Origin of the sequence: Herbaspirillum lusitanum (assembly GCF_046025995.1) — a bacterium.
Classification (GTDB): domain Bacteria; phylum Pseudomonadota; class Gammaproteobacteria; order Burkholderiales; family Burkholderiaceae_D; genus Herbaspirillum; species Herbaspirillum lusitanum_A.
Window position 1 is genome coordinate 634,857 of record NZ_JAQQFM010000001.1, and the last position, 18,510, is coordinate 653,366.

At 59.9% G+C, this 18,510-nt stretch carries 21 protein-coding genes and 1 tRNA gene; 13 read left to right on the forward strand and 9 right to left on the reverse strand.

What is annotated here, in order from left to right; all coding sequences use genetic code 11:
* Positions 1–100 precede the first annotated feature (100 nt).
* From PQR62_RS02870 to PQR62_RS02920, 11 genes are all read left to right on the forward strand, one after another.
* Entirely contained in the window at positions 101–568 is a 468-nt protein-coding gene (locus PQR62_RS02870) for a tol-pal system-associated acyl-CoA thioesterase (RefSeq protein WP_408154569.1), read from the forward strand.
* Positions 569–715: 147 nt separating this feature from the next.
* On the forward strand, positions 716–1,420 hold the full coding sequence (gene tolQ, locus PQR62_RS02875) for a protein TolQ (protein WP_408154571.1): 705 nt from the start codon (positions 716–718) through the stop codon (positions 1,418–1,420).
* Entirely contained in the window at positions 1,420–1,854 is a 435-nt protein-coding gene (locus PQR62_RS02880) for an ExbD/TolR family protein (RefSeq protein ID WP_408154573.1), read from the forward strand. Before tolQ ends, PQR62_RS02880 begins: the two co-directional genes overlap by 1 nt.
* A 1-nt stretch (position 1,855) precedes the next feature.
* A complete protein-coding gene (gene tolA / locus PQR62_RS02885) occupies positions 1,856–2,848 on the forward strand; it encodes a cell envelope integrity protein TolA (protein WP_408154575.1) in 993 nt (330 codons plus the stop codon).
* 6 nt (positions 2,849–2,854) lie between these two features.
* Positions 2,855–4,132, forward strand: coding sequence for a Tol-Pal system beta propeller repeat protein TolB (gene tolB / locus PQR62_RS02890; RefSeq protein WP_408154705.1), 1,278 nt, complete (start codon positions 2,855–2,857; stop codon positions 4,130–4,132).
* A 40-nt stretch (positions 4,133–4,172) separates the two neighbouring features.
* A complete protein-coding gene (gene pal / locus PQR62_RS02895) occupies positions 4,173–4,694 on the forward strand; it encodes a peptidoglycan-associated lipoprotein Pal (protein ID WP_408154577.1) in 522 nt (173 codons plus the stop codon).
* Between the two features lie 5 nt (positions 4,695–4,699).
* Positions 4,700–5,461 (forward strand): tol-pal system protein YbgF, encoded by a 762-nt coding sequence (ybgF, locus tag PQR62_RS02900; RefSeq protein WP_408154579.1) that lies wholly within the window; start codon positions 4,700–4,702, stop codon positions 5,459–5,461.
* A 139-nt stretch (positions 5,462–5,600) separates the two neighbouring features.
* Positions 5,601–5,676: transfer RNA gene (locus tag PQR62_RS02905), tRNA-Lys, on the forward strand.
* Positions 5,677–6,012: 336 nt separating this feature from the next.
* Complete coding sequence (locus tag PQR62_RS02910; RefSeq protein ID WP_408154581.1) at positions 6,013–6,456, forward strand: hypothetical protein; 444 nt, start codon at positions 6,013–6,015, stop codon at positions 6,454–6,456.
* Between the two features lie 86 nt (positions 6,457–6,542).
* Positions 6,543–7,067, forward strand: coding sequence for a hypothetical protein (locus tag PQR62_RS02915; RefSeq protein ID WP_408154583.1), 525 nt, complete (start codon positions 6,543–6,545; stop codon positions 7,065–7,067).
* Between the two features lie 135 nt (positions 7,068–7,202).
* Positions 7,203–7,580, forward strand: a complete 378-nt coding sequence (locus PQR62_RS02920) for a DUF423 domain-containing protein (protein ID WP_408154585.1) — start codon at positions 7,203–7,205, stop codon at positions 7,578–7,580.
* Positions 7,581–7,664: 84 nt separating this feature from the next.
* On the opposite strand, the gene PQR62_RS02925 is transcribed toward PQR62_RS02920, so the two are convergent.
* Positions 7,665–8,162, reverse strand: a complete 498-nt coding sequence (locus PQR62_RS02925; protein WP_408154587.1) for a Csu type fimbrial protein — start codon at positions 8,160–8,162, stop codon at positions 7,665–7,667.
* Between the two features lie 365 nt (positions 8,163–8,527).
* Between PQR62_RS02925 and PQR62_RS02930 the strand changes: the two genes are divergently transcribed.
* Positions 8,528–9,169 (forward strand): glutathione S-transferase family protein, encoded by a 642-nt coding sequence (locus PQR62_RS02930; RefSeq protein WP_408154589.1) that lies wholly within the window; start codon positions 8,528–8,530, stop codon positions 9,167–9,169.
* A gap of 80 nt (positions 9,170–9,249) precedes the next feature.
* On the opposite strand, the gene PQR62_RS02935 is transcribed toward PQR62_RS02930, so the two are convergent.
* From PQR62_RS02935 to PQR62_RS02965, 7 genes are all read right to left on the reverse strand, one after another.
* Positions 9,250–10,443 (reverse strand): amino acid aminotransferase, encoded by a 1,194-nt coding sequence (locus tag PQR62_RS02935; RefSeq protein WP_408154591.1) that lies wholly within the window; start codon positions 10,441–10,443, stop codon positions 9,250–9,252.
* A gap of 53 nt (positions 10,444–10,496) precedes the next feature.
* Positions 10,497–11,573, reverse strand: coding sequence for a 4-hydroxyphenylpyruvate dioxygenase (gene hppD, locus PQR62_RS02940; protein WP_408154593.1), 1,077 nt, complete (start codon positions 11,571–11,573; stop codon positions 10,497–10,499).
* A gap of 218 nt (positions 11,574–11,791) precedes the next feature.
* A complete protein-coding gene (locus tag PQR62_RS02945; protein WP_408154595.1) occupies positions 11,792–12,517 on the reverse strand; it encodes an amino acid ABC transporter ATP-binding protein in 726 nt (241 codons plus the stop codon).
* 8 nt (positions 12,518–12,525) lie between these two features.
* Positions 12,526–13,221 (reverse strand): amino acid ABC transporter permease, encoded by a 696-nt coding sequence (locus PQR62_RS02950; RefSeq protein ID WP_408154597.1) that lies wholly within the window; start codon positions 13,219–13,221, stop codon positions 12,526–12,528.
* A 1-nt stretch (position 13,222) separates the two neighbouring features.
* Positions 13,223–13,909, reverse strand: a complete 687-nt coding sequence (locus tag PQR62_RS02955) for an amino acid ABC transporter permease (RefSeq protein ID WP_408154599.1) — start codon at positions 13,907–13,909, stop codon at positions 13,223–13,225.
* 30 nt (positions 13,910–13,939) lie between these two features.
* Positions 13,940–14,779: an ABC transporter substrate-binding protein gene (locus tag PQR62_RS02960; RefSeq protein ID WP_408154601.1), complete on the reverse strand. Its 840-nt coding sequence runs from the start codon at positions 14,777–14,779 to the stop codon at positions 13,940–13,942.
* Between the two features lie 247 nt (positions 14,780–15,026).
* On the reverse strand, positions 15,027–15,923 hold the full coding sequence (locus PQR62_RS02965) for a prephenate dehydrogenase (RefSeq protein WP_408154603.1): 897 nt from the start codon (positions 15,921–15,923) through the stop codon (positions 15,027–15,029).
* 96 nt (positions 15,924–16,019) lie between these two features.
* Here PQR62_RS02965 and PQR62_RS02970 point away from each other — a divergent pair, with 96 nt between their 5' ends.
* Entirely contained in the window at positions 16,020–16,928 is a 909-nt protein-coding gene (locus PQR62_RS02970) for a LysR family transcriptional regulator (protein ID WP_408154605.1), read from the forward strand.
* A 99-nt stretch (positions 16,929–17,027) separates the two neighbouring features.
* Here the strand turns inward: PQR62_RS02970 and PQR62_RS02975 are convergent, their stop codons facing one another.
* Positions 17,028–18,353, reverse strand: a complete 1,326-nt coding sequence (locus PQR62_RS02975) for a DUF3100 domain-containing protein (RefSeq protein ID WP_408154607.1) — start codon at positions 18,351–18,353, stop codon at positions 17,028–17,030.
* Positions 18,354–18,510: the final 157 nt, after the last annotated feature.

An 18,510-nucleotide genomic window follows, 5' to 3' on the forward strand; every position in this document is an offset into this window, starting at 1 on the left:
GCCATGAAATGAAATACAGGCAACACAACCAGCAATACCAACAGCCAGAATCCGAATCCCTGAATCAGTTTCCTCACCGCTCCCCAATAACAACAAGATCATGAGTGCCGACAGTCGCTCCTTCGAATGGAAAATCCGCGTCTACTACGAGGATACCGATACCGGAGGCGTGGTGTTTTACGCCAACTACCTTAAGTTCTTTGAACGCGCGCGCACCGAGTGGCTGCGGGCCTTCGGCTTCCAGCAGCAGCATCTGGTCGAAACCCAGAATGCGATGTTCGTGGTCAAGAGCACGGCCGTCGATTATCTGGCGCCGGCGCGGCTGGACGATGAACTCAGACTGAGCGTCGTGGTCGAAAAGCTCCGCAACGCGTCGATGGAATTCGTGCAGGAAGCCTGGCGCGTGGCGCGGCCGCATGATGCACAGCCCGCGCCCGGCGCTGAAGATAGCCAGGAAGCAACATTGCTCGCGCGCGGCCGGATTACCGTTGTCTGCGTCGATTCCAATAGTTTTCGTCCACGTCCGATCCCCGGGGAAATGCTGGATCGGATCAAGGAAACGCTATAAGCGACAGATGCCGGAAACCCGGTCGAGACCAGACAAACCATCACCAGAATATGAAGCGCGCTGTCACAAACTCTTTACAGGACAGCGCGGGAATCAGAAAACTTTGCTCGTACAATTGACCACCTCTGAAAAAGCCACCTTTCCCTCATGAATGTCACTCAAGATCTATCTTTCTTTGCGTTGATCACCAACGCCTCCGTTCTGGTGCAACTGGTGATGTTGCTGCTGCTGACGGCCTCGGTATTCAGCTGGACCTACATCTTCCGCAAGATGTTCGCGATCCGCAGCGCCCGCGCGCAGACTGAAGAATTCGAACGCCTGTTCTGGTCCGGCGGCAATCTGATGGCGCTGTATCAGGACGCGCTGTCGAATCGCCGCAAAGCCGGCGGCAACGGCGGCGCGCTGGAACGCATCTTCCAGGCCGGCATGGGCGAGTTCAACAAGGCCAAGGCCTCGGTCGCCACCCGTGGCGGCACCGCTGATTCAAGCCAACTGCTGGACGGCGCACGCCGCGCCATGCGCGCTTCTTACCAGCGCGAAATGGATGCGCTGGAATCGCACCTGGCCTTCCTCGCATCGGTCGGCTCGGTCTCGCCTTACGTTGGCCTGTTCGGCACCGTCTGGGGCATCATGAACGCCTTCCGCGGCCTCGGCAACGTACAGCAGGCCACGCTGGCTGCCGTCGCACCGGGTATCGCCGAAGCGCTGATCGCGACCGCCATTGGCCTGTTCGCTGCGATCCCTGCGGTGGTTGCTTACAACCGCTACTCGCACGACATCGACCGTCTGGCGATCCGCTTCGAAAGCTTCATCGAAGAATTCTCCAACATCTTGCAACGTCAGGCGCGCTAATGTCCGGACCATCGATGCGCGGGGGCCGTACCCGCAAGTTCAAGTCGGAGATCAACGTCGTGCCTTACATCGACGTGATGCTGGTATTGCTGATCATCTTCATGGTGGCAGCGCCGATTACCAATCCGAGCGTGATCAATCTGCCGACCGCGGGCAAATCCTCGCTGACGCCGGCCGACTACATCGAGATCGCACTCAAGCCGAACACCCAGGCGACCATCCGCATCAACGGCCCCAAAGGCGGCGGCAAGAAGGCTGAAACCGTGACCGGCAAGACCGATCTGTCGGAACGCCTGCAAGCCTTGCACAACGACAATCCGGATCTGCCGGTGATGATCTCGGCCGACAAGGAAATCAAGTACGACGAAGTGGTTCAAGTCATTTCCGAAGCCAAGAAGCAAGGCATCGCACGCGTGGGGCTGGCAACAAAGTAATATGAGCGATTCTGCACCGTATAAAATTCCCCGGCCTCCCGGCCGCTGGCGCGCCATTACGCTGGCAGTGGTGGTTCACCTCGCCCTGGTGGCGTTCTTGTGGATCGGCATCAACTGGAAAAACGAAACACCGCTGACGGTGGAAGCCGAAATCTGGGATCCGCAGGTGCGCGAAGCCGCCCCGCTGCCGACGCCGCCGCAACCGGAACCTCAGCCGGAGCCGCCCAAGCCGGAACCGACGCCTGAGCCTCAGCCGACGCCCACTCCTCCGCCCAAGGTCATCGACGAGCCGCCGGTCGAGAAGCCCGATATCGCGCTCGAAAAAGAGAAGGAAAAGAAGCGCAAGGAAGAACAGAAGAAGGCCGAAGAACTGAAGGCGCAGAAGGAACGCGAGAAGAAACTGCAGGAAGAGCAGGACAAGCAAGAGCGCGCCAAGCTTGAGAAAGAGAAAGAAAAAGAGAAGGAAAAAGAAGACAAGCTCAAGAAGGAAAAGCTCGAAGCCGACAAGCTGAAGAAACAAAAGGAAGAGAAGCAGAAAGAGGACGAAGCCAAGAAGAAGGCTGATGCCGAGAAGCAAGCTGTCGAAAAGAAAAAGCAGGCAGCCGATGCCAAGGCCGCAGAACAACGCCGCCAGGAAGATCTGAAGCGCATGATGGGCCAGGCCACCAGCAGCAGCGGCGGCACCGGCACGGCGGAGAAATCGCAGGGGCCGAAGGGCAATCCTGACTACACCAACAAGTTGAAGGCAAAAATCCGTTCGAATACCATATTCGACGTGCCAGGCGATCTGAGCGGAAACCCGACGGTGGAATACACTGTCGAACTGTTCCCGGACGGAACCGTGCGCACCATCCGCAAACTCAAGCCGTCCGGTCTGCCGGGCTTTGACGAAGCGGTGCAGCAGGCGATTACCAAATCGCAACCGTTCCCGCCGGACAAGGATGGCAAAGTGCCAAGTAGCTTCACATTCACCCATAGACCGAAAGATCAGTAAACGATGATGAGAAATATGCGCTACCTGACCAGCATTGCAGTGGCCTCTGTGGGAATCGCCTTCGCTCCGGCATCGCAGGCGCAACTGCGCTTCGACATCTCCGGTGTCGGCGCCAGCCAGATTCCTGTCGCGATCGCCGCCTTCCCCGGGGAAGAGGCCATGCCGCAGCAAATTACCGCCATTGTCAAAGCCGACCTGGTGCGCAGCGGCATCTTCAAGCTGATCGACAACAGCGATTCGCTGTCGGATGCGTCGGCCATCAATTACGAAGACTGGCAAAAGCGCGGCGCCAATGCGCTGGCGGTGGGCGGCGTGCAACGTCTGGCCGATGGCCGCTTCGACGTCCGCTATCGCCTGTTCGACACGCTCAAATCCAGCCAGCTGTCGGCGCTGTCCTTCGGCACCCAGCCGCAGCTGGCGCGCCTGACCGCGCACAAGATCGCCGATGACATCTATCAGAAGCTGACCGGCATCCCCGGCATCTTCTCGACCCGTATTGCCTACGTGACCAAATCCGGCAGCGAATATCGCCTGGAAGTCGCCGATGCCGACGGTGAAGGCAATCAGGTTGCGCTGCGTTCCAACGAACCGATCATCTCGCCATCCTGGTCGCCCGACGGCGGCAAGGTTGCCTATGTCTCGTTCGAAGCCAAGAAGCCGATCATCTACATTCAGAATCTGGTGACGCGTCAACGCGCCGTGGTGGCCAACTTCAAGGGCAGCAATTCGGCGCCGTCGTGGTCGCCTGACGGCCAGCGCCTGGCGGTGGCGCTCACGCGCGACGGTCTGACCCAGGTCTACATCATCAATGCCGACGGCACCGGCGTACGCCGCCTGACCAATACATCCGGCATCGATACCGAGCCGCAATTCTCGCCTGACGGCGGCAGCATCTATTTCACCAGTGATCGCAGCGGCGGCCCGCAAATCTACAAGACCAGCATCAGCGGCGGCGGCGCACAGCGCGTGACCTTCAACGGCAGCTACAACATCAGCCCACGCGTTTCGCCCGACGGCAAGACGCTGGCCTTCATCTCTCGCCGCGACGGCAAGTTCCAGCTCTATGCGCTGGACCTGACCAATGGACAGGAACAACGCCTGTCCGATACCGTCAAAGACGAGTCGCCCAGTTTTGCCCCCAACGGCAAATACATCATGTACGCGACAGAAGCAGGTCGTCGCGGATCCCTGGCCATCGTTTCAGTTGATGGTCGCGTAAAACAACGCATTACAACGCAGGTAGGTGATATCAGGGAGCCTACCTGGGGTCCGTTCATGAAATAACCATTATTAACATTCATCACGACAACTAGGAGTAATCCAAATGCGCACTATCAGCACCTTCGCACTCATCGTTTCCAGCGCCGTTCTGCTGGCTGCATGCTCGTCCACCAAGCTGGACGACAAGAACGCACCGGTTGAAAACCGTGCAGGCGCCGGCATGGGTGCAGACCCACGTGCCGTCGGCACCGTCAACGCCGGTTCCACCGACCCGCTGAACGATCCGCAAGGCGTCCTGGCAAAGCGCAGCATCTATTTCGACTATGACAGCTACACCGTCAAGGACGAGTTCCGCCCTGTCGTCGAGAACCACGCCAAGTACCTGGTCGCACACAAGGATCGTAAAGTGATCGTCCAAGGCAACACCGATGATCGCGGCGGCGCAGAGTACAACCTGGCACTGGGTCAGAAGCGTGCAGAAGCAGTCCGCAAGGCGCTGGTCCTGCTGGGCGTGTCGGATGCACAAGTCGAGGCAGTTTCGTTCGGCAAGGAAAAGCCGAAGGCACTGGGCAGCGACGAATCGTCCTACTCTGAAAACCGCCGCGCTGATATCGCTTACCAATAATCAGCATGCGCACCGTTTTCAAACCCACTCTGAAATCGGTAACTGCGACGGCCTTGCTGGCCGTCGCGGCTTATCTGCCATTCACTGCACACGCCGGCATGTTCGATGACGACGAGGCACGCAAGGCGATTCTGGACATCCGTTCCAAGATCGAAGCGTTGCAGCGCGACATGACCAACAAGGCCGACAAGAACAGCGTGCTCTCGCTGTCCGACCGCAACGACAATCTGGAACGCCAGATTTCGCAACTGCGCGGCCAGATCGAAGTGCTCAGCAATGAAGTCAGCAATGCGCAACAGCGCCAAAAAGATTTTTACGTTGATCTGGATGCCCGCCTGCGCAAGCTTGAGCCGCAACAGGTCAACGTCGACGGCAAGGAAGTCAGCGTCGCCATTTCCGAGCAGCAGACCTACGATGCCGCGCTCGCACAATTCAAGGGCGGCGACTACAAGGGAGCAGGCAATGCTTTCGGCGACTTCATCAAGCGTTATCCACAATCCGGCTATGCCGCCTCGGCGCAATACTGGATGGGTAATTCGCTGTACGCCCAACGTGATTACAAGGGCGCGATCACAGCCCAGCAAAACGTTGTAAAAAATTATCCGGACAATCCGAAAGCGGCAGACGCGATGCTCAACATCGCCAGCTCGCAAGTGGAACTGAAGGATAAGGCGGCCGCCAAGAAAACGCTGGAAGCACTGATCTCCAAGTACCCCGGCACCACTGCCGCACAAACCGGCAAGGATAGGCTGACGCAACTGAAATAAGCCGGATCGCCGGTTCACAAATACGGCTCACGAACGCTTCGCAATTTGCAGGAAAACCGCAGCATGCAGATGCTGCGGTAATTTATTGGCCATGATGTTTGACAGGCCGAATAAAGCTTGCATATAATAGCGGTCTTTCGGGTCGTTAGCTCAGTTGGTAGAGCAGCGGACTTTTAATCCGTTGGTCGCAGGTTCGAGTCCCGCACGGCCTACCAGAAATTCAGCAATGCATAAAAGGGTTCCAAGCAATTGGAGCCCTTTTCTGTTTTCTGCTTGTGCATTTTGCACGCACTGTTTTCGAGGTCGGCATGCCGAGCCGTCTTTTTGCACTCTTCAACGCCAGGCAAAATGCAGGCAAACCGGGGGCACACTCAAGCGCTGATCGTATCCATATTCAAAGCGAAACGTCTTTCACGAACACGGCCGCTTCATGCCACAATGCGCCCTGCATTGACCTCGCGTTTCGCAGTATCAAGTACGCTCAGGTTTGGCATGCAGACAAGTGCCATCGTCCTCCTCATCATTCACACACCGCAGCTCACCGCCACATCATGTCCGATCAGGATTCGCCAGACTCGCAAGACAACGCCGCCATTCCGGAGCCGGGCCCGCGGCCGTGGATCGTCTTGCAGACGACCTATGACGTCGAAGCCTGGATCGACAGCTACAACCGCGATCTGCAGGCGGTGGTGTGGAAACGCGGCAAGGCCAATCCGGTAGGCCAAGGCATCTGCTTCGCGCTGGAGCTGGGCGGGGAAATATATCTGCACACGACCTCGGAAGGCAATGTGCTGCTTGATGTCAGCGAAGAAGCCTCATGGGTGACGCCCGTCATCAGCGCTGCCAGCGGCGTGGCGCCGCCTGCGGGCAGCGTGTGGCTCATGGCCGACGACAAGCTGACGCAACTGGTGCTGGGTCTGAGCGGCATGATCGCCACTACACGCATCGTGCTGGAACACGACTTCAAGCTGAGAAAGAACGGCTACCTGCGCTGAACTGCACCGCAGATGCGACGCTACGCAATCGGGCCTGATTTCGACTATGCTGGCAGCTCCGCATTCTCCGATTTCCCATCATCGCCATGCCATCGATCTCATTTCGTGTGACCGCCTTTGCCATTTTTTCAATGGCCGCTGCCGGTGCTGCCATTGCCGCTCCTGCGACGGCCAATCTCTGCCTGCCCGGCGAAAAACCGCTGTTCCAATGCAGCACCAAAGGCAAGCTGCTGTCACTGTGCGCTTCCCGTGATTTCTCGGAAAAAGGTGGCACGCTGCAATATCGTTTCGGCACGCAGAAAAAAATAGAACTGCAGTATCCGGACACGCCGCAACCCGCCGCCGGGCATTTCTTCTTCAGCTCGACCGGCTACTCAGGCGGCGGCGAAGCACACATCCGCTTCAAGAACGGCGACGTCGAATACACCCTGTTTGACCGCACCATACGCACCGGCTTCGGCAAGGGTCCCAATAATCCGCAGTTCAGCTCAGGCGTGGTGGTGCGCGACAAGAACGGCAAAGCCTCGTCGCGCAGTTGCGGCAACGACGCCTCCATCATGTCGACTGCCTATGAAGCCCTGCCGCAGGAAGAATTTCAGGATCTGGATTGAACAGCGACGTCGTGGCTCATGGCACCTCACGCAAATTCCGCCGCATTTGATCTGATAAGACTGATCCGCCGCCACGCATGTCAGCCGGCAGCAAAAGCCGACTAGAATAGGCGCTTTTCCGACTTTGGATTCATCATGAACGAACGCATTCTGGTGCTGCTGGGCTCAATCAATATGTTCATCGCCGTCGCTGCCGGTGCCTTCGGTGCGCACGGCCTGAAGAAGATGCTGAGCGAAGAAATGCTGAGCGTCTGGCACACCGCCGTCACCTATCAGGTCATGCATGCGCTGGGCATGATCGCGGTCGCGCTGCTGATGCCGAAATTCGGCGGCGCCGCACTGAACTGGGCCGGCAATCTGATGCTGATCGGCATCGTCATCTTCAGCGGCAGTCTCTACGTGCTGGCCCTGACCGGCACCCGCATCCTCGGCGCCATCACTCCCATCGGCGGCGCAGCCTTTCTCGCCGCATGGCTGCTGGTCGCATGGTCGGCCTATCGCGGCATGCGCTGATCCAGCATTGAGAAAAAATATTCGCCCATGAAAAAAGCCCGCTCAGTTGCACTGAGCGGGCTTTTTATTGTGCCTTGCGGTCGATCAGTAAGTCAGCGTGACAGTCACGGTATCCGAGTAAGTACCTGCCAGCGGTGTCTGTGCCGAAGCGATACGACCGTAGACCGTCAGGTTCTGAACCAGACCGCTGCCGGTGCCGGCCTGGGTATCGGTGCCGATGGTCGAACCCCAGTTGTTGGTGCGGCCCGAATCGCGATACAGCGCGTAGTTCAGTGTGCCGCCGCCGCTGCCGGTCATCTTGCGCACGGTAGTGCTGGCGCCGGTGCCTGCACCGGCATCCAGGCCGACGTTGTAAGTGGTGCCGTTGGTGCAGATCACAGCGATGTTGCCGGTCTGATCGACCTGGGTCGAGCTGTAGGCGCCGAAGGCGATGGTGGAACCCACCACGGTGCAGGAGGCCAGCACCGAGGCGCTGATGATCAGGGAGCCGGTTGCAGTCGCGGCGAAAGTCGGAGCGCTGGTAGCCAGCAGCAGAGCAGCGGCGGAAGCACAGACAAAGCGATTTTTCTTGGCAAAAAACATTTTATTCTCCCTAAGGTATCTGACTCATCACCGGCTTCCCGATCTCGCCCCTTGCGAGAACTTGTTTGCAGCGGGTATGGACACACTTTAATTTTTGACAGCACTTTGTTGAATCAGGGCCTTCCCTAGCCCACTGCCGAACTTCATCAGGAAAAACCTGAGCCGATTCAAATAGCCACAGAATCGGGGCGAAATCGGTGCCCAACGGCAAGATTCAGCTCAAAAAACAAGGAAAACGGGCGGAAATAACAGCCCAGGCACAACGCCGCAAGCGCTTCAGCCCGGCCCGCTCCGGGCAATATCAGTCATTTCAGGTTAAGCTGAGACCACCTCAACTCTGCCTTTCTCTGGCATCCATTCTTCCCATGCTTACTGTCCACCATCTCGGCAAATCCCAGTCGGAACGCATCGTCTGGCTGTGCGAAGAACTCGAACTCCCCTACACCCTGAAGCGCTATGAAAGGCTGGCCTCGAACATGCTTGCGCCGCCGGAATACAAAGCCCTGCATCCGCTGGGCGCAGCGCCCGTGATCAATGACGGCGATCTGGTGCTGGCGGAGTCCGCCGCGATTGTCGAATACCTCATCAACAAGCACGGCGGCGGCAAGCTGGCTGTTCCGCCGGATCACCCCGACTACGCCACCTACCTTTACTGGTTCCATTTTTCGAACGGCAACCTGCAATCCATCATGGCGCGCCTGATGACCTTGCTGCGTCTGAATCCGGCCGAGGATAACGGCCCGCGCGTCGCGACCGAAGCGCGTCTCGCGCTGGCGCTCGGCCTGGTCGAGCAACGCCTGAGCAAAACGGATTTTCTGGCCGGCAATGACTTCACTGCGGCCGATATCATGACCGTGTTCTCGCTGACCACCATGCGCTATTTCCTGCCGCAGGATTTCTCCGCCTATCCATCGATTCTGGCTTACCTGCAACGCATCGCTGCGCGTCCGGGCTATCAGCGTGCGATGGAGAAAGGCGATCCGGGCATGCCCTTGCTGCTCACCTGAACTCAAGATCGCCCGAAGTAAAAAAGCCCGCTATGTGCATAGCGGGCTTTTTACATGCAGCAAGGACATCGATGGCAGAACTAGCGCATTACCTGCGCCATCGCATCCGCCGTGACCGTGATGTTTTCTTCCGTCAGCGCCGCCAGGCAAATGCGTCCCGAATCGACCAGATACACCGCATGTTCTTCACGCAGCCTGCGCACCTGCTGCACGCTCAATCCGGTAAAGCTGAACATGCCGGTCTGCCGCTTCAGGTAGTCGATATCGGCCTGCGGGCAGCGCTGCCGCAAAACTTCATGCAGCCCCTGACGCATGGCGGCTACGCGCAGCCGCATGGTCTCCAGCTCGGCCCGCCATTCGGCCTGCAGCTCATCGCTGCCGAGCACGGCCGCCACGATGCGCGCGCCGTGCGTCGGCGGGCTGGAATAGATACGGCGGATGCCGGCCTTTAGCTGACCCAGCACGGTCGCCGCTTGCTTTGCATCGGCGCACACGATATTCAAGGCGCCGCAGCGCTCGCCGTATAAGGAAAAGTTCTTGGAGAACGAACTCGCTACCAGCAGTGCAATGCCCTGCTCCGCGAAATGGCGGATCGCAAAAGCATCGGCATCGACACCGGCACCGAAGCCCTGATAGGCCATATCGAAGAAAGCCAGCAAACCGCGTTCACGCATGAGCACGGCAAGCGCGCGCCATTGCGCCGCGCTCAGATCGGCGCCGGTCGGGTTATGGCAGCAGGCGTGCAGCAAGACGATGTCGCCCGCCGGCAAGCGCTTCAGACAATCCAGCATGGCAGCGAAATCGACACCGCCGCTGGCCGCATCGTAATAGGGATACAAACCCACCGGCAGTCCGGCGCCGGCAAAGATGCCGTGATGATTGTCCCAGGTCGGGTCACTGACCCAGATGCCGGCTTGCGGAAAATAGCGCTTCAGAAAATCGGCGCCGACCTTCAGCGCGCCCGACCCGCCCAGCGTCTGCACACTGGCAATTCGTTCTTCCTGCAGCGCGACATGGTCGGCGCCGAAGATCAGCTCGCACGCGGTGCGGCGAAAGCCGGCATCGCCCTCCATCGGCAGATAGGGGCGCGTGCCCAGATGCTCGAACATGGCCTGCTCGGCCTTCAGCGCGGCGCGCATTACCGGCATCTTGCCGGCGGCATTGAGATAAACGCCGATGCTCAGGTTGACCTTGTTGCTTCTGGGGTCCGCAAAGTAACTTTCGTTGAGCGTGAGAATCGGATCGCCCGGATAGGGCTCTATGTGTCTGAACATGATGTGTGCAACCTATGAATATCAACTCAGGATCAAATCAGCTCAAATATGCGTCACGCGGTCGCCAGCACGCCGCGCTTGATCTGATCGCGTTCTATCGATTCGAACAGCGCCTTGAAATTGCCCTCGCCGAAACCCTCGTCGCCCTTGCGCTGGATGAATTCAAAGAACACCGGGCCGAGCATGGTGCTGGAAAAAATCTGCAGCAGCAGACGATGCTGGCCGCCCTGCGTCACGCCGTCGAGCAAGATGCCGCGCGCCTGCAGATCCGCCACCACTTCGCCGTGACCAGGCAGGCGGCCCTCCAGCATTTCATAGTAGGTCGCGGGCGGCGCCGTCATCAGCGGCAGACCAGCCGCTCTCAGCTGATCCAGCGTGCCGATCAGATCGTCGGTCGACAAGGCGATGTGCTGGATGCCCTCGCCATTGAACTGCATCAGGAATTCCTCGATCTGACCGGCGCCCTTGGACGACTCCTCGTTCAGGGGAATGCGGATCTTGCCGTCCGGCGCGCTCATCGCCTTGGAGGTCAGGCCGGTGTATTCGCCCTTGATGTCGAAGTAGCGGATCTCGCGGAAGTTGAACAGCTTCTCGTAGAACGCAGCCCAATACGCCATGCGCCCGCGATAGACGTTGTGCGTCAGGTGATCGATCACCCGGAGGCCGGCGCCGGGCGGATTGCGATCCACCCCTTCGATGAATTCAAAGTCGATGTCATAGATCGATTTGCCTTCTTCAAACCGATCGATCAGATACAGCGGCGCACCACCTATGCCCTTGATTGCCGGCAGGCGCAGTTCCATCGGGCCGACCGGCATGTCGAGCGGCTGCGCACCCAGCTCCAGCGCGCGCGCATAAGCCTGATGCGAGTCTTTCACGCGAAACGCCATACCGCAGGCCGATGGGCCATGTTCGGCGGCGAAATAGGCGGCAGCGCTGCCGGGCTCATTGTTGACGATGAAATTGATGCCGCCCTGACGGAACAGCGTCACGTCCTTGGAACGATGGCGCGCCACTTTGGAGAAACCCATCATGCTGAATACAGACTCCAGCAAACCGGGCACGGGCGAGGCGAACTCGACAAATTCAAAGCCCATCAGATGCATGGGATTTTCAAACAGATCGGACATGATGTACTCCTTGGTTGGGGGTGTGCGACACAGATCAACCGGCCTGCCTGCTGCGATCGGCATGCATGATGCACACGCAAGGACGCGAGCGCCCCTGACGCCAGGCCGGGCCGATTTTCGAGAACTTGTTATTGAACTTGCTACGGACTTTTCATTGACGGAGACCGCGCAGCGCACGGCTTGTCACCCCATCAGTTGCCGCTTATTTACACGCCGCTTCAGCGATGCGTATCCGACAGAAATTTTTGCGCGCGCGGATGCTGCGGCGTGTTGAAGAAGGCTTCCGGCGTGGCGCGTTCCAGCACCCGGCCGGCGTCGAGAAACCAGACCTTGTCGGCCACTTCCCGCGCGAAGCCCATTTCATGCGTCACGCACACCATGGTCATGCCCTGGCGCGCCAGATCCTTCATCACCGCCAATACCTCGCCGACCATTTCCGGGTCGAGCGCGCTGGTCGGCTCGTCGAACAGAATCAACGGCGGCTTCATGGCCAGCGTGCGTGCAATTGCCACGCGCTGTTGCTGACCGCCCGACAACTCGCCGGGAAAACATTGCGACTTGTGCGCCAGACCGACCCGCGCCAGCAACTCCTGCGCCTGCTCGCGCGCTTCGGCCCGTGTGGTGCCGCGCACCGACATCGGCGCCATCATCACGTTTTCCAGCGCACTGCAATGCGGAAACAGATTGAACTGCTGGAACACGAAACCGATGCCGGCGCGCAGGCTGTTGAGATCCTTGCCGGCTGCGTGCACATCCTGGCCGTTGACGATGATCCGGCCGCTGTCTATGCTTTCCAGCCGGTTGACGGTGCGAATCAGCGTCGACTTGCCGGAACCCGAAGGCCCGCACACGACCACCACTTCGCCTGCTTCGACGCGTTCCGAGATATCGCTCAGCACGCGCGTTGCACCATAGGATTTCTGGATCTGGATAAATTCGAGCATGGGTATCCTCAGGCCGGACGGCTGCGGCGATTGCGGGTAATGCGTCGTTCCAGCGCTTCGACCGAACGGCTCAGCAGGAAACAGACAAGGAAATAGGTCATCGCCAGCAAGGCATAGACTTCGAAGGGCTTGGTCAGCAGTTGGCTGTTGACCTGATACGCGGCATTGGTCAGTTCATCCACGCCGATGACATAGGCCAGCGAAGTGTTCTTCACCACCACCACGAACTGATTCATCATGCTCGGGATCATGTTGTACAGCGCCTGCGGCAGAATCACCTTGCGCAGCGTAGTCCAGTAACCCATGCCCAGCGTGCGCGCCGCTTCCTGCTGGCCGCGCGGCAAGGCGACGATGCCGGCGCGCACGATTTCGCCCAGATAGGCGCTCTCATACACGATCAGCGCCACCAGCATCACCACCGTGGCATTCACGCTTTTGCCGAACAGCATGGGCACCGCGAAGTAAGCCCAGAACACCAGCAAAAGCAGCGGCAGGCCGCGTATGGTATTGGCGTAGAGCGCCGCCAGCCGCGACACCGCAATCAGCGGCGAAGTGCGTGCAATACCCACCAGAATCGCCAGCGGGAAAGACAGCAGCAAGGCCGAGGCCGCCAGAATCAGCGTCATTGCCAGACCGCCCAGCGGGCCGTGCGGATATTCGCCGATCAGCAGGATCAGGCCGTAATTGTTCAGAATCTCCAGCATGTCAGTTCCTCGTGCTTGCAAAACGTCGGCTGGTGTAGGCCCCGACGCCCATGATCAGCCATGACATCACCACATAGGCGACCGACACGATGAAGAAGGCTTCGAAGGTGCGATAGGTTTCGTTCTCAATCTGACGGGTGGCATGCATCATGTCCGCCACGCCGACCGTCATCGCCAGACTGGTGGCCTTGAACAGCGCCAGCGTCTGATTCACCAGCGGCGGCAGCGAGGCGCGCACCGCCTGCGGCAGCAGGATGTGGCGCAAGGTCTGGCCGTAGGACATGCCGAGCGAACGCGCCGCTTCAGCCTGCCCGCGCGGCAGTGAACGCAGGCCGCTGCGCAGATCTTCGCTCATGTAGGCGGCGGCATACAGCGTCAGCGCGATACAGGAAAAGAAGAATTCGCCGTTGTGATGATTGATCCAGCGCTGCACCGAGGTCGGCAGCAATTGCGGCACACCGAAGTACCACACGAAGATCTGCACCAGCCCCGGCACGTTGCGGTGGTATTCAACAAATACCGCCACCAGCCACGTACCGATGCGGCCGCCGGCGCTACGTATCGCGGTGAGCAGCGAGGCCAGCAGCATCGCCAGTATCCAGCTCACCGCAAACAGCCTGACAGTCACGCCCAGACCGTGCAGCAGCAGCGTCACGTAGTCCGGGTTGGCCAGCAACAGATCTTTCATGAAGTCGTCCTCGAAACAGTGCTGGAAGGTTTATTGCGCGAAGGTGGAAATCGGCGTGAGCTTCTTTTCACGGGCGAAGGCGAAACGCGTGGTCGGGCCGTACCACTTGTTCCAGATCGAGTCGATCTCGCCGGCCTTTTCCATGTCTTCCAGCGATTTGTTGACCGCTGCCAGCAAGGCCGGCTCATCCTTCTTCACGCCCAGCGCCGTCGGCTCCCAGGCCAGGCTGTCCTTGATGTAGGTGGCTTCGCCCTTGGATTCGACCAGATAGCGCAGACCTGCGGTTTCGGAAGTCGAGAAGCCGTCGACCTTGTCCTGCATCAGCGCCAGAAACGCCGAAGGACCATCCTGATAGGTGACGATTTCGCTCTTGGTCAGACCGCGCCGCGCGTAGATTTCGGTGGTGGCGCTCTTGACCGCGCTGATGCGTTTGTCGGCCAGCTTGGCAAAGCTGTCGAGGCCCGAATTCTTTTTCACCATCACGCGAATCGGCACCTGATAGTGCGCCGAGCTGAAGGAGATCTGCTGGGCGCGTTCCTTGGTGTAACCCAGCGCCGCCGACACCACGTCGACGCGGCCGGTGCTCAGTTCTGGCACGCGCTGCTCGATCGACAAGCCCTTGTGCTCCATCTTCAGGCCCATGTGCTGCGCCAGCGCCTTGCACATGTCGACGTCGAAGCCGACGATCTGGCGCGTCTGCGGATCCTGATACCCCAGCGGCTCGGTGCTGGTGAGCGTGCCACAGACCATGGTGCCGCGCGCCTTCATGTCGGCCAGCTGATCGGCGCTGGCTATCTGCGAGGACAGTGCGGATACGGTGACGATGGCGCCCATCAGCAGTGTTTTTGGAATATTCAAATGCGGGGTCATTACAGGCTCCTGGCTAGATAGTGTTTAGTGTTGGCAAAAATTCATAAACTCACAGAACTGCACATGCTCGACTACTGAATGATGACTACGTGGCGCCCCTTGAGACTGAGGCATGACTGCACATTACCCAAGCCGTCCGCCGCTCCCTGCCGGCGACCGTTTCGATTTTCTGCCGGCAACCTGCGCTCAGCATCAAATCAGATCCTGTACTGCAAAAACACCTGGCCGCCGCGCCCGGCAGCGCCGTTCAGCCGGCCGTTTCGCTGCCCGCATGCAGCGCGCGCGCGCTGGCGAAATCCTCGGCCAGCTCACTGACCTGCCCTTGCGCCAGACGCTGCCGGAACAGGGCCAGCGAGGCGCTGACGCTGTCGATCTCCTCGATCAGCGAGGCGGCATTATGCGTGGCGATATCGGCCCACAAACGCGCATCCGAAGAACCCAGTCTGGTGAAGCTCTTGAATCCCGTGCCCCGATAGGCCAGCCACTCCCGCGTATGTTCGCGCGCGGCCAGACCGTGCAGATAGGCATAGGTCAGCAACTGCGGCATGTGGCTGACGGCGGCATACACGGCGTCATGCTCCTGCGCCGCCATGAAGCCGGTTCGGGCGCCCAGCAAGGACCAGAATTCAAGCGCCAGATCGAGCGCCGGCTGCGGCGTGCCTGGCTCGGGTGTGAGTATGCACAGTTTTCCGTCCAGCAGATCGGCCTGCGCTGCGGCCCAGCCGTGGCTGGCCTTGCCGGCAATCGGATGGCAAGGCACGAAGCGCGCCTGCACAGCAGCACCGCCGGCCCGCAGCGCCTGCGCCACCGGCCCTTTTACGCTCGCCACATCAATCCCGATGGCGCGCCCCGCTGCAATCTGCGCTGGCTGCTCAAGCAAATACTGCACCACCACCCCGACCGGCTGGCACAGTATCACCAGATCGTGCTCCAGAAACAGCCTGTCGGCGGAAAGCGCGACTTCATTGGCAAAGCCCTCGGCGCAGACCTGCTGCGCCACCGCCGGATCGATATCGAAAGCCGTCACATGCCCGGTGTATCCCGCTGCGCGCAGGGCCTTGAGAACGGAGCCGCCGATCAGGCCGAGACCACAGATGGCGATGCGTTCGAGCTGATGAATACGGCGATGGGATTCTTTTTGCATGGCCTCAGTATCAAATAGACAAACCATAATGGCAAATGCCAAAATAGCCAGCATCTATACCTTTATGTTAGACCTTCAGTTTTCCGTGAATCTTCCATGAATCTCCGCCAAATCGAGGTATTCCGGGCCGTCATGCGGGCCGGCTCCCTATCCGGCGCTGCCGATGTGCTGCACGTATCGCAGCCGGCAGTCAGTCGTCTGATCCGCTATCTGGAGCAGAAGCTGCAGATCGTGCTGTTTGAACGCACCGGCGGTCGCCTGCATTCCACACCGGAAGCGCGGGCGCTGATGCGCGAAATCGACAGCGCCTGGCGCAGCATCGACCGCGTGCAGGTGTATGCAGAACAATTGCGCCATGGCGTGACCGATACCTTGCGTATTTCCACCAATCTGAGCACCGCGCTGGAACTGGTGCCGCGCGCCGTGGCCGAGCTCAAGACGGCGATGCCGCGTCTGCATATCTCAATCGAGATCGCCACGCATACCCAGATCACCGATCAGTTGCTGGCCGGCGAATGCGACATCGGCGTGGCCGCGTTCGTGCAGAACCAGCACCCCGCCATCACCCCGCATCTGATCGGCGAAGGCGACGTGCTGTGCGTAATGGCGGCCAGGCATCCGCTGGCCAGCCGCAAGCGTCTGAAACTGGAAGACATCCGCGCCTATGACGTGATTTCCTTCGGCATGGAAACGCAGCACGGCAAGGTGGTGGAAGGTCTGCTGGGCGATGAGGCCGGCCTGCGCAAACCAACAGTGGACGTGCGCTATGCCTACGTCGCCTGTAGCGTCGCCGCCAATGGCTGGGGGATTGCGCTGGTGGACGATCTGACGGTGTTCAAGTATCGCGACCCGGCACTGGTGGCGCGACCGCTGGCAAAGCCGGTGCGCTACAGCGCCTACGCCATGGCCAGCGCAGAACGCCCGCTGTCAGCCGGCGGACGTGAAATGGTCAGGCTGCTCAAGCAGCATTGGGCAGCCGCTACTCTTGCTGCCGCCGGACTCTGATCAAAACAAGAAAGCTGGTGCACAAAAAAACCATGCCGACCGTAATCCGGTCGGCATGGTTTTTCAATATCCGCCTGCAGTGCGCGGAGCAATCAAAGATCAGTGGAAGAACTCCGCAATCAGCGTGGCGCCGATGAAGGTGCCGGCGTTCGCGGCAAAGGACACCAGCACGATGCGCCAGCCCAGTTTGCGGAAGGCCGGAATATCCTTGGCGATCGACAGCCCGGCGAAGGTCAGCATCGGCGTGATCACGGCCAGGAAATTGACCTTGGAAGTGATCTCCACAATCGCCGCCGCCCACGGACAAGCCGGCGAAGTCAGGAACATCGCCACCAGCGTGACCCAGCATACCGCCGGCACTTTCTTGCCGGTCAGCGTGCGCAGCAGGTCGCCGGCAAACACCACCGCCACCATGATCGCGATACAGCCCAGCGACTGCAGCGGCGTGACCTTGTAGGCGATCCAGTTGGCGATGATGGTGAGCACGCCGGCAAATACCCACGCGCCGATGCGGTTGGGCAGATTCAGCTCGCCGCTGTCCAGATGCGTTGCCTGCTGCAAACCTTCTTGCGCGGTGCTGGAGGATGCGGTGGTGCGACCGATCAGCGGCTCCAGCACGCGATAGCCCCACACCGCCAGCGGCAGCGAAATGAACAGCGTGAAGTAGGTGCCGATGGTGGTCGTGATCAGATTGCTGGCGGCAGCGAAGGTGGCGACATCCTTGGCCACTTCCGGGGTCTGCAGCGCGGCAATGGCGCCGGCTGCGGCCGCCATCATGCTGCCCGAACCGACGCCGGCGCCCATCGCCAGCGAGTAAGGATGGAAGATGTTGAGGCTGGCGATGAAGCCGGCAAACACCGCGATGAACACGGCGCCGAACAGCGTGCCGGTGATGTACTCGGCCAGCACGCCGCGCCCTTCCGGCGAATCCATGCCATAGCGCTCGCCGATGATGGCCAGGCTGGGTTCGCGGCCCACCGAGAAGGTCGCACCGATGGCTTCGCGCTTGATGCCCAGCAGCAGCGCCAGCGGCAGGCCGATCAGGATGGTGCCGACAAAGTGGCCGAATTCCTGAAAGATCAGCGCCCAGCCCGACTCCACCAGCTTAGGCAAGGAGCTGCCGACCATCAGACCGAGCTTGGCGACGAACAGCAGCAAGGCCGGTTGCAGAATCGCCGCGGCACGAAACTGCAGCGGCTGGCTCAGCGACAGCGGCCCCGGCAAGCGCGATTGCAGCGAGCCTATCAGTGCGCCCATGATCAGCGCCCACACCATGGGCAGCAGCACGATCTTGCCCGGTCCGAGCTTGAAGGTGGCCGAGCCTATCCACTCTGCGATCACCAGAATGACGACTGCAAAGATATAGAGCTTCCAGATTCCGGCGCCCTGCTTTGAAACAGATAATGCTGGTGCGGCTGCTTGCATGCTTCCCTCCGTTTTACCTTCGATACGCGTAATTGAATTGCAGTGTGCCCCGGCTCCCCGCCGCAGAGCGCGGCCGCTGAATCGAAGTGCCTGATTCTGCGGCTGCGCTCCTGTCACTGCAATGCCGGCTGACTGATGTTGTGATCTTGACTGCTGC

Bases quoted from the DNA above. Each gene is read 5' to 3' on its own strand.
- PQR62_RS02870 (WP_408154569.1), top strand. From the start codon at position 101: ATGAGTGCCGACAGTCGCTCCTTCGAATGGAAAATCCGCGTCTACTAC.
- tolQ (WP_408154571.1), top strand. From the start codon at position 716: ATGAATGTCACTCAAGATCTATCTTTCTTTGCGTTGATCACCAACGCC.
- PQR62_RS02880 (WP_408154573.1), top strand. From the start codon at position 1,420: ATGTCCGGACCATCGATGCGCGGGGGCCGTACCCGCAAGTTCAAGTCG.
- tolA (WP_408154575.1), top strand. From the start codon at position 1,856: ATGAGCGATTCTGCACCGTATAAAATTCCCCGGCCTCCCGGCCGCTGG.
- tolB (WP_408154705.1), top strand. From the start codon at position 2,855: ATGAGAAATATGCGCTACCTGACCAGCATTGCAGTGGCCTCTGTGGGA.
- pal (WP_408154577.1), top strand. From the start codon at position 4,173: ATGCGCACTATCAGCACCTTCGCACTCATCGTTTCCAGCGCCGTTCTG.
- ybgF (WP_408154579.1), top strand. From the start codon at position 4,700: ATGCGCACCGTTTTCAAACCCACTCTGAAATCGGTAACTGCGACGGCC.
- PQR62_RS02910 (WP_408154581.1), top strand. From the start codon at position 6,013: ATGTCCGATCAGGATTCGCCAGACTCGCAAGACAACGCCGCCATTCCG.
- PQR62_RS02915 (WP_408154583.1), top strand. From the start codon at position 6,543: ATGCCATCGATCTCATTTCGTGTGACCGCCTTTGCCATTTTTTCAATG.
- PQR62_RS02920 (WP_408154585.1), top strand. From the start codon at position 7,203: ATGAACGAACGCATTCTGGTGCTGCTGGGCTCAATCAATATGTTCATC.
- PQR62_RS02925 (WP_408154587.1), bottom strand. From the start codon at position 8,162: ATGTTTTTTGCCAAGAAAAATCGCTTTGTCTGTGCTTCCGCCGCTGCT.
- PQR62_RS02930 (WP_408154589.1), top strand. From the start codon at position 8,528: ATGCTTACTGTCCACCATCTCGGCAAATCCCAGTCGGAACGCATCGTC.
- PQR62_RS02935 (WP_408154591.1), bottom strand. From the start codon at position 10,443: ATGTTCAGACACATAGAGCCCTATCCGGGCGATCCGATTCTCACGCTC.
- hppD (WP_408154593.1), bottom strand. From the start codon at position 11,573: ATGTCCGATCTGTTTGAAAATCCCATGCATCTGATGGGCTTTGAATTT.
- PQR62_RS02945 (WP_408154595.1), bottom strand. From the start codon at position 12,517: ATGCTCGAATTTATCCAGATCCAGAAATCCTATGGTGCAACGCGCGTG.
- PQR62_RS02950 (WP_408154597.1), bottom strand. From the start codon at position 13,221: ATGCTGGAGATTCTGAACAATTACGGCCTGATCCTGCTGATCGGCGAA.
- PQR62_RS02955 (WP_408154599.1), bottom strand. From the start codon at position 13,909: ATGAAAGATCTGTTGCTGGCCAACCCGGACTACGTGACGCTGCTGCTG.
- PQR62_RS02960 (WP_408154601.1), bottom strand. From the start codon at position 14,779: ATGACCCCGCATTTGAATATTCCAAAAACACTGCTGATGGGCGCCATC.
- PQR62_RS02965 (WP_408154603.1), bottom strand. From the start codon at position 15,923: ATGCAAAAAGAATCCCATCGCCGTATTCATCAGCTCGAACGCATCGCC.
- PQR62_RS02970 (WP_408154605.1), top strand. From the start codon at position 16,020: ATGAATCTCCGCCAAATCGAGGTATTCCGGGCCGTCATGCGGGCCGGC.
- PQR62_RS02975 (WP_408154607.1), bottom strand. From the start codon at position 18,353: ATGCAAGCAGCCGCACCAGCATTATCTGTTTCAAAGCAGGGCGCCGGA.